Origin of the sequence: Paenibacillus sp. VT-400, from assembly GCF_001029205.1 — a bacterium.
Lineage (GTDB): Bacteria > Bacillota > Bacilli > Paenibacillales > Paenibacillaceae > Paenibacillus > Paenibacillus amylolyticus.
The window spans coordinates 270008-287500 of record NZ_LELF01000062.1 but is presented as its reverse complement, the minus strand read 5'-3'; the positions used below and the strand labels follow the sequence as shown (position 1 = coordinate 287500).

The 17493-nt window shown below is 48.4% G+C and carries 11 protein-coding genes; 3 read left to right on the top strand and 8 right to left on the bottom strand.

From position 1 onward, the window contains the following. Positions 1-210 precede the first annotated feature (210 nt). From EL84_RS09695 to EL84_RS09665, 7 genes are all read right to left on the bottom strand, one after another. Positions 211-759: a GNAT family N-acetyltransferase gene (locus tag EL84_RS09695; RefSeq protein ID WP_047841527.1), complete on the bottom strand. Its 549-nt coding sequence runs from the start codon at positions 757-759 to the stop codon at positions 211-213. A 51-nt stretch (positions 760-810) separates the two neighbouring features. Then, a complete protein-coding gene (locus EL84_RS09690) occupies positions 811-2415 on the bottom strand; it encodes a response regulator (RefSeq protein ID WP_047841526.1) in 1605 nt (534 codons plus the stop codon). Then, positions 2412-4280: a sensor histidine kinase gene (locus EL84_RS30780; protein ID WP_053061440.1), complete on the bottom strand. Its 1869-nt coding sequence runs from the start codon at positions 4278-4280 to the stop codon at positions 2412-2414. The genes EL84_RS09690 and EL84_RS30780 overlap by 4 nt, the downstream gene beginning before the upstream one ends. A 28-nt stretch (positions 4281-4308) precedes the next feature. Continuing rightward, positions 4309-5157: a carbohydrate ABC transporter permease gene (locus tag EL84_RS09680; protein WP_047841525.1), complete on the bottom strand. Its 849-nt coding sequence runs from the start codon at positions 5155-5157 to the stop codon at positions 4309-4311. Then, positions 5154-6104: a carbohydrate ABC transporter permease gene (locus EL84_RS09675; protein WP_036616398.1), complete on the bottom strand. Its 951-nt coding sequence runs from the start codon at positions 6102-6104 to the stop codon at positions 5154-5156. The genes EL84_RS09680 and EL84_RS09675 overlap by 4 nt, the downstream gene beginning before the upstream one ends. A 47-nt stretch (positions 6105-6151) precedes the next feature. Beyond that, the gene (locus tag EL84_RS09670; protein WP_053061439.1) at positions 6152-7492 is read right to left on the bottom strand and encodes an ABC transporter substrate-binding protein; all 1341 of its coding nucleotides are present in this window, start codon (positions 7490-7492) and stop codon (positions 6152-6154) included. 266 nt (positions 7493-7758) lie between these two features. Next, the gene (locus EL84_RS09665) at positions 7759-10002 is read right to left on the bottom strand and encodes a glycoside hydrolase family 105 protein (RefSeq protein ID WP_047841524.1); all 2244 of its coding nucleotides are present in this window, start codon (positions 10000-10002) and stop codon (positions 7759-7761) included. A 562-nt stretch (positions 10003-10564) separates the two neighbouring features. On the opposite strand from EL84_RS09665, the gene EL84_RS09660 reads away from it, so the two are divergent. Next, positions 10565-11392, top strand: a complete 828-nt coding sequence (locus tag EL84_RS09660; protein WP_017691152.1) for a methyl-accepting chemotaxis protein — start codon at positions 10565-10567, stop codon at positions 11390-11392. A 162-nt stretch (positions 11393-11554) separates the two neighbouring features. On the opposite strand, the gene EL84_RS09655 is transcribed toward EL84_RS09660, so the two are convergent. After that, entirely contained in the window at positions 11555-12373 is an 819-nt protein-coding gene (locus EL84_RS09655) for an endonuclease/exonuclease/phosphatase family protein (protein WP_047841523.1), read from the bottom strand. A 280-nt stretch (positions 12374-12653) separates the two neighbouring features. On the opposite strand from EL84_RS09655, the gene EL84_RS09650 reads away from it, so the two are divergent. Both EL84_RS09650 and EL84_RS09645 read left to right on the top strand, forming a co-directional pair. Further along, positions 12654-14432, top strand: coding sequence for an SWIM zinc finger family protein (locus tag EL84_RS09650; protein WP_161799414.1), 1779 nt, complete (start codon positions 12654-12656; stop codon positions 14430-14432). Positions 14433-14437: 5 nt separating this feature from the next. Further along, positions 14438-17458, top strand: coding sequence for a DEAD/DEAH box helicase (locus tag EL84_RS09645; protein ID WP_152682990.1), 3021 nt, complete (start codon positions 14438-14440; stop codon positions 17456-17458). Positions 17459-17493: the final 35 nt, after the last annotated feature.

The following is a 17493-nucleotide window of genomic DNA, read 5'->3' as shown; positions in this document are numbered from 1 at the left end:
ACTATATCCTATATACACTCACCGGTCTAATCTATCTCAATAATAGGTTGTGAATAGACTCATTCAACATCATTACATTCGTTCTATAAGATAAGAAACATAATACATCTTCTCAATAACACTGCTATCTATTATGTCGGTATCAAATCTAATAATTAAACTCCATAAGCTGTGAGCTTATTTAGATTCTGCTTTTCACTTTTTATACCATTATAAGTCTCTGAACCTGCCCATCACTATCGTGTCGTAATACTGTCCATTCGCATGTCTACGATCCTTTTTCAAAATACCTTCGATCTCGAAGCCACTCTTTTGGTATAACTCGATTGCCTTTTCATTGGATGCCAGCACGTTCAACGTCATCTTCTCTACACCAGTCTGGTCTGCCCATTCTATCGACTTCTCTAACAAGTTCTTGCCAATCCCATGCCCCCAGAACTCTCTGGCTACACACACGCCGAACTCAACTTTATGGCAAAAGCGCTTCAGCTCTGTACCTTCACATCGGGAGTATCCCACAATCTCACCCGCTACTACAGCAACAAGGAACAGATTCCGTGACTTCTCAGTGTCCAAATGGATGATCCGCCTAAACCCGGCTGCGTCGATATACGCCTCGCCCTCTTCACGATCCATGTTCTCGGTTTCCCCATCGATTTGTACACGTAGTGAAGACAAGGCCTCAGCATCCTTTTCCTCTGCCGATCTAATGGAGTAAGATAAGCCTCTAATGTAATATTCCTGCTGATCGATCATCATAAGAACCATACCTCCTCTTCCACTTTATTTAATTACTGTACCTGTATCGCTCTACCCCACCTCAGACGGACTCTTGCCCGTAAGCATTTTGAACACCTGGCTAAAATACGTTGCATTACGGAACCCCGTCATCTCGCTCACCTCATATACCATGTAATGTCCCGACTGCAACAGTTCCAACGCTCTCTGAATCCGGTACCCGTTCAAATAACTGACGAAATTCTCACCGGTCACCCTTTTGAACAGTTGACTCAGATACTTCGGATGTACGAACAGCCCCTTGGCGATCGCTTCAAAACTAATCTCTTCGGCGTAATGAAGCTCTACATACTGTTTCACCTGCTCGATAAGTTTATTGCTTTTCTTCTCGCCCATCTCCTTACGTATCTGTTCCAGCCAGTCGCAGATAATACGATCCATCCAGTTTACCAGATCATGCAAAGCATATTTCGATTGAATTTCACGCAAAAAATCACTCATCGCCAGCGGCGGCGCTAACATAGGATGAAGTCGGTTCCAGCTATGCATCAACGTGTCAAACAGACTAACGGCCACAACCTGTACATCCTGTATCCCAACACATTTCCCCTCTTTCAGCAAAAGGCAAATATGATGCCATACCTCTTCGGCCAGGTCAGGTCGAATATCCGCCCAAGCCTCATTCCATTGACGAAGCAATAATGAATAATCGGTCACACTTGGTTCTGTTTCCTCTGATGTTTCATAGTGGTAGATACGACTTCCACCTTGGAACTCTGCTGTTTCCACCGCTTCCCTGCTCTCGAGATAGGAATCTATCACCTCACATGGGTGACTTTTGGATCTTCCGATTCCAGCACTCACTTCAATTTTCAGATACGTAAAGATCTGATCGATCATCCTCTCCACGAGTAGCAGGCATTCCTCCAGATGATCTTTATCTCCTAATAGAAGCAACACAAATACCTGATCCGAATAATCAACAATCTCTAACTGACCATTCATGCGCGCCGCTTGCTCCTTCACCGTCTCCTGAATAATATCGGCTGCACCATAACGGAGAAGCTGCCAATCCCGTTCTTTCATCCGTGTCAAAAATACGGGGCGATTCAGTTGCAGACTAATGGCGCGTGTCTGGGAGGACATGTGAATGCCTATATAGTCCATGCGTTCTTTGGGCAGCTCGTCTGCCCGATATCGCGTAGTCAGCAGTTCGTGAAGAAATTGTTTGCGCAAATACGGAAGTACCCGTCCGACCTCCTGCTTGTATGTCCGCTCCAGCCGCTCATGCCGCTCTCGCACATCTTGTTCCAGTAGCACCTCCCGCAGCACAGACTCAATCTCCTCGACCTCTGCCGGCTTCAGCAAAAAGTGATTCACCCCCCAGCGCATGGCTGCCCGGGCGTTCTCGAATTCGTCATATCCACTAAGAATGATGATCGGCAAGTGGGGATGATCACGTCGCAACGTCTGTGTGATCTCAAGCCCGGTCATCCCCGGTAGATATACGTCAGTCATAACGACATCTGGATGCATACGGTGAAACAGCTCTAGCGCATCCAAGCCATTGGAAGCAGTGCCTGCAATGCTGAGGCCCAGAGAAGGCCAATCGATATGATCTGTTAATGCCTTTACAATATGAGGATCGTCATCAACAAGCATAATGGTCTTCATCATTTTTCACCATCCAGCCATAGATTTAATTGCTCGTCGGTCTCAATACGCGGCAGCGTAATGGTCACTTCCACTCCACCTGACTCTCTATCGCTCAGTTGAACACCATACCTCTTCCCACAATAAAGCTGAATGCGCTGATGTACATTCCGTACGCCGATGCCACACGTCTCTTCGAGTTTCCACCCCTCCGGCAAACCCCGCCCATTATCCGTGATACGAATGACGATATCCTCATGCGGGCCAACCTCTTCGTTCATATGCACCTGAATTCGAAGTGTGCCTTCTTCAGGGTGCCCGTGCATAACGGCATTTTCGATAAAGGGCTGCAAAATGATCTTGGGAATGTAACAACCGCGAATATGCGGATCGATCCGCTCCTGATATTGAATGGAGAACGGCAGCCGCTCTGACTGGATGTTAACGTAGCAACGGGCATGTTCCAACTCATCACGAACCCGTATAAACAGTCTCCCTCCACTCAGTCCGATCCGTAACAGCTTACTGAGCTGTACAATCATGCGACTGATATCCTTGGCTTCGTAATCAAGTGCGCGCCAGTGGATCATGTCGAGGGTATTGTATAAAAAATGGGGTTTGATCTGGGCCTCAAGCAAGCCCGTCTGGGCTTCACGCTTGGCCCGGCTCTCATCCTTCACCTGTTCCATCAGCGTTGTGAGCTGTGAAGCCATGTGATTAAAGCCATAAGCCAAATGGGCATATTCCTCTGTAAACGAAAGTTGGACCCGGGTATCGAAGTCCCCTTTCTCCAGTTGTCTCATTCGTTTGATTAATTGTCGCAAAGGCCGGATGATCTGCCTTACAAACAGGTACGCCAGCACAGCCGAGCATAATAGTCCCAGCACGGCGATGCCAAGGATCTGCCAGCCTGCTTGTCTGAGCGGAGATAACAGTGTATATACCGGAATAGTCTGTACGAGGCGCCACTGAAGCATGGCTGGCCTGGAGTACAGCACCAATTGAGCACCTCCAGGTTGGCCGGAAACTACTTCGTACCCATCTGCACCATGCTGGATATGTTCCTGAATCCATGCACTATCTATAATAGAAGAAGATGAATTTACAGCTTCACCCGTTTCCTGTACTGTACTCGCTTCATTTCTTCGATCCGCTCGTTCATTCTCCCCTGTTGGATCAACTCTCCCCATCTGCATTACGACATTACCAGCCGTATCTACCAACAGGACTTTTCCATCAAGCGCCATGGGTACATCAGCAAACCTGCGTACGATGTCGGCTCTACTCAGTCGAATGAGTACATAAGCAACCGTTCCGCCACGACTGTCGAAAATCCGTTGGGCGTATCCGACCAGGGATTGGCCAGATTCGTTCTCACGCAGCGGAACCCAAGCCGCATCAGCCTTTTCCAGCGTAGCAAACCAAGAGTCGTGTGCGATGGTGTCCACCGGAAATATGCGATCAGCCATAGTCACTGTCACTTCATTGAAGACATCCGTATACAGTTCGATGGAAGTGATGCCTTCACTCACGACCATGGTATGATCCAGAATTCGAGAGACCTCTCTCCGCTGGTGAATCTGTGCAAGCCTGCCCGTATCAGCCGTTTCGAGCAGACTGGACAGTTCCCGATTGCTTGCCAAAGCATAGGAAGTTCCGGTTACCCCTGTGATGAAATCAAATCCCCGACGTGTGCTTTCGTTCAGAAGAGCCAGGCGTGCTTTGCTAATCTCCGCAAAGGTGACTGCTGAGAAAGACTGATATGCCAGCCAGACCACAACCGAGACGAGCAGGAGGTTAAACGCAATAAAGCAAGTCACCATCAATGTGGAGAGCTTGCTTTGTTGCAGCTTTTGATTAATAAATGAAGACCATCTTCCTTTCCTCATGGAAAAATCAACTCGTTTCGTCTTGGAATTACCCTTTGAGCCCAGAGGTCGCGATTCCTTCCACGAAGTACTTTTGACACACGATAAATACGATAAAACATGGCACCAGCGACAACACCGACATGGCAAACATCGGGCCCCAATCGGATTGAGAGCTGGAATCAAGGAACAGGCGCAGACCTAGCGGCACGGTGTATTTGCTAACGTCACTCAGGTAGATCAACTGACTGAAGAAGTCGTCCCATGTCCACAAGAACGTAAAGATCATCGTGGTAACCAATGCTGGGAAAGCCAGTGGAATGATGATTTTGGTGTATATTTTCACAGGACCGCATCCATCGATGGTAGCCGCCTCATCCAGCTCTTTAGGTAATCCCCGGAAGAACTGTACCATGAGGAAAATGAAGAAGGCGTCGGTCGCCAGCCATTTTGGCACCACAAGCGGCAGATACGTATTCACCCACTCCAGGTGGTTGAAGAGAATATACTGCGGGATCAGCGTCACATGATGGGGCAACATGATCGTCATGAGCATCAGGCCAAAGCAGATGGCTTTGAAACGAAAATTCAGTCGGGCGAAGGCATACGCCGCCATAGAGCAGGAAATCACATTGCCCAGCACGGCGCCAAGCGATAGAACGACAGAGTTAGTTAGAAACCGGGAGAACGGGTTGCCCTGAATTCCCGACCAGCCATTCATGTAATTTTGCCAATTCCATTCCTGTGGCCAAAACCAGGTCTCTGTAAAGATCATATGTCCCGGTTTGAATGAGCTGCCCAGCATCCAGAGGATCGGGTAGAGCATGACAAAGGCGATGCCTGAGATCAACACATGTTTGCTGACGACCCATGCTGTAGAGTTCCGTTGTCCAATCATGATTTCCCACCATCCTCATAGTGCACCCACAGCTTACTACTGCGGAATACGAGCAATGTAAATACGCCAATCAGGATGACCAGCACCCAGGCCATCGCAGAAGCATAACCCATCTGAAAGAATGAAAATCCTTTTTTGTACAGATACAGAGAGTACATTAGGGTTGAGTTCACTGGCCCACCGCTACCATTACTGATAACAAAAGCCTGCGTGAACGATTGAAAGGATGTAATCAGCTGCATGACAAGATTGAAGAAGATAACGGGTGACAGAATTGGCAACGTTATATAGAAGAATCTCCGCAGAGGACCTGCACCATCTACCGCTGAGGCTTCATCATATTCGGGTGGAATCTGCTTCAGGCCTGCCAGGAAAATAATCATCGACGATCCGAACTGCCACACGGATAACAGCACGATGGAGTACAGAGCATATTTCGGATTCGCTACCCAATCGGGCGCTTTAATGCCTACCATGGCAAGCACACTATTGAGTAGCCCGTCCCCACCCAGCATTTTACGCCACAACATCGCAATCGCCACGCTACCTCCAAGTAATGTAGGGATGTAATACACTGTCCGATAAATACCTAATCCTCGAATCCCTTTGTTGAGCAACATCGCTACAAGCAGCGCAAAGATCAATTTGACCGGTACGGATACAGCGACATACGTGAAGGTGACTTTGAGCGACTGAGTGAACAGTTTATCCGATGTAAACATCGTGGTGTAGTTATCCAGACCGACCCAGGAAGGGGCGGCCAGGATACTGTAATCGGTGAACGAGATGTATAACGATACCAACATTGGACCTAGGGTAAGGAATAACAATCCGACAAGCCATGGGGCGAGAAACAGAAGTGCGGCTCCATTATGCGCATATCTCCGTTTTACCCGCCGGGTAGTTACACGCTCGATTCGGGCTTGACTGACCTGTGATGTCGTCATCTTCGCAACCTCCCCGCAGAATTAGAAGTGTGAGACAGTTTCAATTATTATTGACTCGATCCAAGCGTAGCCTTGGCTCCTTCAATAAACTGGGCAATGACATCTGGAGTATTGCCTTGACCGAAGGCGATCTGCTCGCTTGCGCTCTTGAAACTTGTGTCCACTTCAGCAAATCCTTGCGGGTATGGCGGGTCAATCTCGCTGGAGTTCTTCGATACAGTATCGATAAATTGGAAAATGGTTTGCTCCGCTTCCGGCAGCGTAGGCTGCATCTGTTCACGAATGCTGGAATTGACCGGCACCCCACGTTCAGAACCAAGAATAGCGGTTGCTTCTGGATCATTGACCATGAAATCAATGAACATGGCAACTTCCTTTGGATGTTTGGTTTTACCATAACCGGAGAGGAACTGGCCTGGTTTCAGATATTCACCGATTTGCTTTTCACCTACACCATGCGGAAGCACTTGTATGCCAAGCTTATGATCCTGGTTTTTGTTCACCTGCTGGAATGTCAGCAATTGATTGGACCATGCAAAGTCCATGGCGGCTGTGCCCAGTGAGATCGGTCGTGTCTCCAGCGCATTGGTTGTGGATGCCGTTATCTCCGCTGTAGTCACTCCACCATTCTCGCGTAGTGCGCTCCACATATCGAACCATTGTTGAAGCTCCTCGCTGGTAGCTGTCATTGTGCCACCATCAAACAATCCTTTCCCGGATTGCCGAATAAACACTTCAAACATGTTCGTTGTACCGGAAATGTCTGCCGATCCATAGAACCCCTCACCTTTGGCTGCGGCGATCTTGGTTGCAATATCCCCAAAATCCTTCCATGTCCAGCTCTCTTGTGGTTCTTCTATACCTAATTCCTGAAATACGGTGGCGTCATAGATGACACCTGGTGCGTTAACTCCGAGGGTAATTGCATATAATTTATCGTCAATCGAACCGGCTGTAATCATGCTCTGATCATGATCCTCTGTCCGCAGCTCTTTGCTCTCTGCAAACGGAGTCAGGTCAAGCAAGGCACCACGCCGGGCAAAGTCAGTCAAAAAGGCGTAATCCATCTGGATGATATCTGGTGCATTTGAACCGGCTACCTGTGTAGTCAACTTGTCAAAGTAACCGTCCCAACCGGAATATTCAGGTTTAATGGTGATTCCCGGATGTTTCTCTTCAAACAATTGGATCACTTTGGTCGTCAGATCATGTCTGGTCTGTGATCCCCACCAGGTCATGCGCAGTTCAATCTTGCCTGATGAATCTCCTTCACTTCCACTTGCTTCTCCAGAAGAAGATGGTGTATCGGTGGCCCCTCCAGAACAGGCTGTAGCGAACAATAACAGGGACAGGCAGAACAGGGTTACCCACTTTTTTGTAATCATCATAAATGAATTTCCTCCCCTTCTTGCATTTATGGAATCGCTTACAAAACCTATTGTATCGGTCTATTACTGCACATGACATAAACAAAAGTAAGCTTTCCTTTCAAAAAAGTAAGGAGTTACAGGAATCAAAAACCACCAGGAATGATATTCCCAGCGGTGATGATCCCGTCTCAAATATGATTACGGATATACAACCGTATTACGTGGAGCAGAAGACAACTTGTTGTATAGAAACGATAGTATGAAAATCAGACCTCGGTGGTCTGTCAGGAATGTGAGACGGCAGGTGAAGACACCCTGTGCTCAGCCAGATGTTTCTTCATTTTTGCTACTTCAGTTCCTGCCAGCATCATAATGCCTATTCCGTGATTGTCATTGGTGACGGTACGCAAGTCCTGATCATAATACTCTGCCGTAAACGCATATCGTGATCCGCTGCACACGCCATGGACATTCCCTTGACGATCAATGGCTTTGCAGATGAGTCCTTTCCAAGCCCGCTCGGCAGCCGTGACGTAAACTTCAGGGTCTTTGAACCAGCCAAAGCGTACACCTCTCGCAAAACCATAGGCAAACATCGCCGTGCAGGAGGCTTCTTCATACGTCTGTGGAACATTCAACACCTGATGCCATAACCCACTCTCCCCTTGAAGCGCTGCGTACCCTTCACACAGCTCATTGAAGAATTCTATTAAAGCTGGACGCTCGGGATGCTCTGCTGGCAAAGCTTCCAATACCTCTGTCAAGGAAAACAGTGTCCAGCCATTTCCCCGTCCCCATGGAATCTGCGTTGCCTGTCCGTATTTGAAATCATACACATGGGACATGATCTTGAACTCAGGCATAAACAGATACTTCCGATACAGTGAAAATTGTCTGGCGGCTTCATCCAATGCGGCAGAGTTGCCTGTCACCCGTGCATAACGAACGAGAAACGGCGTGCTCATATAGAGGTCATCTGCCCACATGGTATTCTCGGCATACTCCCCTACACATGTGCGATAAAATGCACCATCCTCCTGCCGTTCCAGGCGGGAAAGCATGAAATCTGCAATCCGTTCAGCAATCGGAAGAAACGTTGGTTCATGACACTCTGAATACGCTTCTAGCATGGCCGAACCAAAAGAACCACAGTTATCCAGCATTTTCAGCATGACCAATTGTTGATTGACTGCCGGGAAACCATACTGCTCCCGATCCCATAAGGAGTACTCATACATCTGGGTACATGCCTGAACATGCTCAGCCGCATAACGTGTAATGTCCGGTCTTTGCAAATAACGCCCCGTCCGTAATAGACCATATACAGTGACACCCAATGGATAATCCCAGCGACCATAATTGGTCACACTGCCCACTGTCCATTTGTTGCTTAACATCGCGTTCTCATAATAAGGTCTGATCCAAGCATCCGGTCGATCTAAGCGCCAATACGTCAGTTCTAGACCCGTTTGATACACTCGGTCCGTTCGAGTCAGATCCGCCAAGTCCGGTTCAACCTCCGACTCAAAAGGTCCAACATATAACCAAGACTCTCCATTAGCTCCGTGCACACGCTGAGGAAGTTCCAGTGAGAGCGGCTTGCCCGACACGGTTGCTTTCAAATTAAAATGCCAAGGTCCAGCCGTATCGTCATATTCACTTCGGACAAGCAGGTCACTCCGCCCAAAAGAAGCTGGTACATCCACTTCGAACGGACCCGCTTCTTTCACTTGCGCCACAGGCTTGCCGCTAATCCATATACTTAGAGAACCGGAAGATTGACCTGACAATCGCACTGCATTCCCGGTTGAATCGTTATTGTTCAGATGGGTCCAAGCATAAGCATGCTTACCAGTAAGATTTCCGAATATTCGTTCGAAAGCTGGCTTGGTTTTATCTACATCAGACCAGCCTGTCTCAGGCAGCCAATTCAAGCTGACGTCTGATTCTTTTCCAAGCAGGTCTGGTTGCTTACTGGCAGCCAGGTTCGGTTGGGAGAACACCCACCCCGCTTGCCCCTGTCTCTCCTGAAATGGAGCAAATACATTCAAAATGCGCACTTTTCCTTCATCTGACCCAAATTGGCAGCCAAATCCGGCAGGGGTGTTTTTCATCTCCAGCCAAATGGTGTTCCAACCAGGCTTGATATCGATGCTGAGCTTCACCGTTGCGTCTGGACTAATCTCATCCATTACGGTTGAGCGATAGACCATCTGCTCATTGAAATAGAAACGAACAGGCCCATAACAGCGGACCAACACGTCCAGATTCCGGTCCTCGTCCCCCCAAACCAGTGCAGCTGCGTAGGATATATGGTCTTTAGGTGCATCAGGAAAGCGTTTACCTAAATTCAGATCATAAAGCCCTTTTTCATTTTGCAAAATACCAGACTTCTGGAATACCCGATATACAAAATCAGCCTGTGCATTGGCTCCAATATACCTCTCGGCTAGCACCTTCAACACCTGATCCTGATCTTCTCCAAATCGGTAATACATGCTCTGCGGTTCACTGAAATAGGTCGTCATCGATGGCACACACCCTTCTTCTGTTGAAATAAAGTCTTATATCATAGCATTCATACCGTCCACACTAGAGCACTAAACTAATATGCAGTAATAAAGTATAGCGCTTAACCTAGGTGGGTAATCCCCTTACCGGGAAATAGGTATGTCCCTTGGTTATCTTCTGAATAGCCGAATAATAATCCCAGTATAACTGACATGTTCTGTGGTGGCTACAGATTTTTGATTACGCTTTCAAAAAATCAGAAAATTCGGTTTTTACTTCGCCAATTACACCTTCATTGGGACATTAATTCAAAAAAACGGAAAATATTACCGATATAGAAACTATATATGTTGAACTAATCATTTACACAGAAACGTAGAGGACAGAAAAAACTGAAAAAGCGAAGCGTTCGCCTTTATCACCGGATTTTTCCCTTGAGAAAAGGGAATCAAAAAAATCTGGGGATAACAGCGATTGGAAGGTTATTCTGTCATCGGAGTGTACGTGTGAATATATCTTTAGTTCAACTTATATAGATTGAAAAATTCCACTTTTTGTATCGGGAAGGAAAGATGCACATTGAATACTCTTGAATCTCTGGTAAATGCTATGCCTTTTGTTAGCCAAATGTTCCGTGACGACATATCCATATCCATTAATGATCATGAGAAAGTATTGTATTTTTCCGAAGCAAAAAGTCTGGAGATTGGCGTGAAGGTTGGGGATGAGCTGCATGATGATTATAAACATTTCAAAATGCTGACTAACAGAGATTCCCGTACCGTGGCACGCATGCCTGGTGATCTGCAGGGCAGACCTTTTGATGCCATTCTAATCCCTATTAAAGAGAACGATCAGGTCGTGGGTATATTGGGTGTGAACTACGCACTGGATAGTCACATGACACTGGAAACGCTGATCCGTGAAAACGAAACAACCATTAATGCGCTCGTCGGCGGCATTCAGCAGATTGCTGCACATTCCGAAGAACTCTCTGCGACCTCGGAAGAGATTCTGCGCAATTCCAAAAAAGCTTCAGAGAACTCGGTCAGTGTAAGTAAAGTAACAAACGTCATTCGTGAAGTATCGGAACAAACCAATCTGCTTGGACTAAACGCCATGATAGAGGCAGCCCGTGTGGGCGATCAGGGGGCCGGATTCGGTGTGGTGGCCAGTGAAGTACGTAAACTGTCGGATCATACGAAACAAGCAGCAGCTGATATCGAATCGTCCCTAGGCAGCGTGCAAGATTCCATGAAACATATGGAGCAGGAGATCGGTCAGATTACAACCGCAACAGTGGATCAGGCCAAGCTTGTTACCGAGTTCATGGAAAGTATCGAACAGCTTAGTGAGACAAGCGCGAATCTGAAAAAGTTCGTACATCAGATGCTGGCGCTCGAATAACAATAGAGTTCCACAACAGAAAGAACAAACAATATGAAATGTACATAACAAATGATTTAGAATGTGAAAAGCCTCCGGCCACTTCCCTTTACAGGAAGTCAGCGGAGGCTTTGTTTCGTACTTGCGGTGATATCACCTTTACGGTTTATGCTCACACGGCTGTTATATCTCTACAGCGACGCCAAAATGGTCAGACACGACCGGTCCGTTTTTACCGTTCAAGACCACGGTAGAAGATTTAGCCTGAATCGGACGATTGGAGAAAATATAGTCGATCCGAAGATCGCGTTTGTTATCTGCCCAGCCGGCAATGGCCTTCACCACGGTTGCTCCTTCATCCTTTTGCAATGCTGTGGTGTACAGGTCATTCCAGCCCTTGCTCATCATATAATCATAGCCTTCACCACGCACTTCCGCGACATTATTGAAATCACCCATTATATATAACGACTGGTCCATGTAGGGGGCAAGCTTGCTCTCCGTCAACTCCCACTGTCCCTTGAAAGGTTCCTGCGCATCATCCCACCAGTTATAATGTCCGTTCACAAACCAGGTTGCTTCACCTTGGACGACCGTCTGAATTCCCACAATCTTGCGTGTACGATAGTTGTTATAATCCCGCATGTGAGACACGTATTCCCCAAAAGCCTGCTTAATCGGCGTCCGGCTAAGGATCGCCAGTCCTTCATCGTATTTTTGAAACCCAACATGCGCGGGAATCCACGTCCAGTAATATTGCTCTGTCAGCTGCTGAAGCAGGACGTAGGCATAGTTGTCTTTTTTAATCACTGCATCGGGTTCAGTAGCATAATACATCTTCAGTTCTTCTTCAGAAAGCGCGACTTCCTGCATCGATTGGTTGACCTCCTGCATGGAGATCACATCGAATTGATGTGTATTAATAAAATCAGCCAGCTGACTGATCTTGTTCAGTTGATCCTCTTCCGCCCAAGCGTGTGTGTTTAACGTAAGTATTTTCATATGCTCTCTCCTGTTGTGTGTAATATGGCCGTTTCCCCGGCCTGCATCGTTCCTGAAAGGAATACATACCATAAGCATACACAATATGGTGCAATCATGCATTCCGTCCGCCAGCAGAACCGACGTGTTCATCCTGATTCCAGTTGGTCTAAAATAACTTCAAATTCTTCATAACCCATGCACGGATTGGCTCATAACTGATATGATGGATACAACAAATTTACAGCATCATGTCATAGACGTGGTGATTACTGAACCTATGTTTACCCCAGGAGATGGAATGATGAACATACCAAATAACATGAGGATGGATGATGCGCAGTGGCAACAGTTGATCAGGCAGGTTGCGGAGCATTTTAATAACCTGACGATCATGCGCGGATTCCAATATTATAAACAGAAACGTGTCGGACCATTAACCTATTCCGAACAACAAGGGATCTCGGCCGTTGTACAAGGATCGGAAGAGTACGAGGTCACACTAAGCATGCAATCCCTGACTACAAGTCATTGTACCTGCCCGGTGAGTTCCGTATGCAAACATATGACGGCTGTATTAATGAGTTATGCCGAGCAACTGGAGCGACCTGTGCATGCGATTGTGAATGCGCACTCCAGTACTGCACTCAAACAAACGACCAAACCCGTCGGGGCCATGTCCGCGGGACTATCCAGCTACGCAGATACCGATGAACAACAGGATATGGATATTCCAGACAACCAATACAGCCAGATCAAGGAACGTGCAACAGAGCTTGCTGATCTCGAAATCTCGGAATGGCACGAACTATTCCACTCATGTCTGAGACGGCTGCGTACTGGCACAGCAAGCACATCCTACGTACAGGAAGCAACGGACGAGCTGTATGCCATTAAACCAAGGCTGTCCGCTGCAATGGACCAACTTTTTGAACTACATGTGCAGCTGCACCTCATCCGATTCTGCGTGCCGCCGGCTCGTAACTCAATCACTCATACCCCCGTGTACTTGAGCTACCCTGCCCAGCTCGCGGTGGATGCACTTCAGAAAGACATTGAACGGATCTTTAACCATCCACTAGACCTGTCAGGTCTAAAGGGAAACAAGCTTGAACAACTTTGGAGCAGACTGGCCGAAACCTCAGCTTATTTACGTAAACAGATGATGCCTGAGACAGCCAGCATGATGTTCTTCACTCCGATCTATCGACAACTGTGGTTGAACTGGATCGTACCTGAGCTTCAAGGGTCGCGGGACATGTTAGTGTCGGAACAGGCTATCTTAAATGATATAGAGCGCAATATAACCGCCGCTTCGACACCTTCCCAGTCAGGTGGAAGTGTCTTGAGTAGCGCTCAAAATAATGGAAGTAGTAGTGATAGACCAGGCAAAGCCGTAACACTGCCTCTGCCGCTAGTACTCGCGCAGAGCTGGATGCACTTCCATCTGGGGCAGGATGATCAGGCATGGCAGCGACTCATCCATGGAAGCTCGGCCTACGGCTTCCCGCCAGAACAACTGTTGCATTTTCTCCATGTACTCGCAGATTCGGCTGAATGGAAGCGACTTGGGGATTGGTTGGTACAACTTGGCCCCCTTCTGGCGAATCGGCGTAATACACCTTTGAATGATTACATGCATCTATGGGATACGGCCATTCAACATCTGCCCGATGCAGAGAACCGTATGTGGGACACGCTTGTCAGTATGCTTCCCCACTCCCGCCCCGCCTACGAGGATGCTATGCATTCGCGTGGACAGTGGCGCAGATGGATTGATTTTCAGCTGAGTACGGGAACGGAACCTCTGGAATTCCGCGTAGCGATGCTGCAACCAATCGAAAAAGATGCACCTGAGCTGCTGCTTCCCTTCTATCATCAGGCAGTGGAGCGTTATATCGGACACAAAAACAGGGACGGATACAAAGCAGCGGTGAAGCTGTTGAAACGTCTGTCCAAAATCTATAAAAAAATGAAGCAAGAAGCGCACTGGGAGCAATTCATCACCACACTCGCCGTTCGTAACAGTCGGCTGCGCGCCCTGCAGGAAGAGCTTCGGAAAGGTAAACTGATCTCATGAGCTTAATTCATCCTTACACTGAAACGATTGAGGTTCACGTCGCTTTAACCGGATATGGCGATGCTTTGTTTTACGGAGCACTCAACACACACCACTTTGTACCGGGACAGTCGCTTAAGCAGCGATTGTTCGCTTGGCATGCGCCTTCCTTCTACGGGACCGAACTGGAAGTTCGGCAGATTGAGGAGATTGAGCTGGTTGTTCTGCCTGCGGAAGAAGTGATTCCCTTTTTTGCCGAGATGCATACGCTGCTTCATATTGAATGGAAGTGGGACGAACAAGCGGAACATCTGATTCGACTAGCTCCAGCACTGGCATCCTCCATAGAGAAACGAAAATACGTACCTAGCTTCGAGGCATACCGTGCAGGACAGCTTCAGTGGACCTGGGACCCGGATAGCTTGAAAAAGCAGGATCGGGCATCGCTTACCAAAGCGGTTCAGCAAACGGACGAGAGTTATGCCGAAGGACTTGGGGCGGCCTATTCCGCCTTTGTATTCCAGCGCTGGTACAGTTCGGAAGAACCTGCAACGGATCTGCGGCGTGAATTCCCGCAGTTGTTCCCAGAGCGCGGCACTCTACCCAAGACAGCCGGGATGGATGCTCAGTCCTGGCTCGTATCCATTGGCTGGAAAGCAGATGCCGCACCATTCAGACCCATGCTGCAATTGCAGGAGCCGGACGAGGATGAGCCATCTTGGCGGCTGCGATTGGTGTTGCAGAACAAGCTGGATGCCGCTGTATTGGTGCCCGTCATGCTGGATTCACGGGGCAGACTTGAAGGTGAATGGCCAGAGGTATGGACACCGTTCATTCTGGATCGCTCGGCCGGATGGCTGGATCAGTTGCGTGCACATCTGCCGCGTCTTGGAAGCTCCATTAGTGGTAGGCGGAATGTGCTGAGTGATCCTTTGGGAGATCAGGAAGCCTGGCAGTTCCTGACGCAGGATAGCGGCAGGTTGCTCGCAGCGGGCTGGCAAGTTCTGCTACCTGGTTGGTGGGAAGCAGCCCGTAAGAAGAAACCAAAGCTGCGTGCTAAGGTGCAGCCGGAGGAAGGCAGTGAACGGGGACAGTCGTTCTTTGGACTGGACTCGATTATTCATTTTGACTGGCGAATTGCGATTGGTGACACCGATCTCAGCGAAGATGAGTTCGCCGACCTTGTTGCCCGTAATGAACGACTGGTTCGCTTCCGTGGAGAATGGGTTCCTCTCGACCCCGATCTGCTGGAACAGATACGTCGTGCCATGGGCGGTGTAGATCGGGAACAGGGACTCTCATTCCAGGATATTCTACACCTGCATCTGCTGCATAATGAGCAACGAGAATATCGCAACCAGAAATGGAAGGAAGGACAACAAACCGAGGAAGACCAGCAACCACAGGATGATCAGAACATTCGGCTGGAAGTAGAACTGAATGAGCACCTGAACCGGGTTATTGCACAACTCGGGGGCGGACAAGGCGGCGCACCTTCCCTGCCCATTCCGACAGGGCTTCATGCCGAGCTGCGATCGTATCAGAAGGAAGGTTTTGCATGGCTTGGTTTCCTGCGCAGATTCGGACTTGGGGCATGTCTTGCCGATGATATGGGTCTCGGGAAAACCATTCAGTTCATCACGTATCTGTTACACATCAAGGATCATGAACCACGCAAGCCGGGACAAGCCCCGGTACTTCTGATCTGCCCAACTTCCGTACTGGGCAACTGGCAAAAGGAAATTAGCCGCTTCGCACCCTCCATTAATGTCAGTCTGCATTATGGCGCACGCCGATTAAGTGGAGAAGAATTCCGGGAGCAGACCGAGCAGGTGGATATTATTATCACGTCCTTTGCTACGGCTACACTGGATCAAGAGATGTTACAAACCTACACCTGGGCATGCATCTGTCTCGATGAAGCGCAGAATATCAAAAACGCCCAGACCAAACAGTCCTTGGCGGTCCGCAGTTTCCCGGCGAAACACCGCATTGCCATGACAGGTACGCCGATCGAGAATAGGTTGTCCGAGCTGTGGTCGATCTATGACTTTATCAATCCAGGATATCTGGGCAACGCCCGGGCATTCCAGACTCGCTTCATCAGTGCCATTGAAAAAGATAAAGATGAGCAGCGCATGCAGGATCTACAGCAATTGGTGAAACCATTCATGTTGCGCCGTAAGAAAAAAGATCCCAATATCCAGCTTGATCTGCCGGACAAAAACGAGATGAAGACTTACATTCACCTTACGGGCGAACAAAGTGCATTGTATGACCAGTCCGTACAGGCCCTGATGGATAAAATGAAAGAGCTGGAAGGCATCAAGCGCAAAGGTGCCATTCTATCGGCGTTAACCCAGCTCAAGCAGCTGTGTGACCACCCTCTGCTGTTGACCAAAGAGGCTTTGCCTGAGGAACTGCCTGAAGACGGCGCATTAACATCTGCTTATGACGTGTACAGTCCGCAAGATATGGCGATGCTGATTAGTCGCTCCGCGAAGCTGGAACGACTGATGGAGCTTGTCCGCGAATTACGGGACGAGGGCGAGCGATGCCTGATTTTCACCCAATATATCGGTATGGGACAGATGCTGCAACAGGTACTGCGTCAGGAGTTGCAGGAGCCTGTGCTGTATCTGCACGGGGGCACGTCCAAAACGGCGCGAGATCGCATGATTGAGGAATTCCAATCCCGTACATTGCCTGAGGACAAGCAACCGTCCGTCTTCATTCTGTCCATCAAGGCAGGCGGTGTGGGGTTGAATCTGACCGCAGCCAATCATGTGTTCCATTTTGACCGCTGGTGGAACCCTGCTGTTGAGAATCAAGCTACCGACAGAGCTTATCGGATGGGTCAGACCAAAGATGTTCAGGTGCATAAGTTCATCTCTCTTGGCACATTGGAGGAGCGGATCGACGAGATGTTGGAGAGTAAACAGCAGCTCAGCGATAACATCATCACAAGCTCCGAGAACTGGATTACCGAATTGTCGACGGATGAGTTGCAGGATCTGTTCACTCGGCGTCGTGACTGGTCGGGCTAACTTGGATTAGATGGTATATATCATAAAAAAGAGAA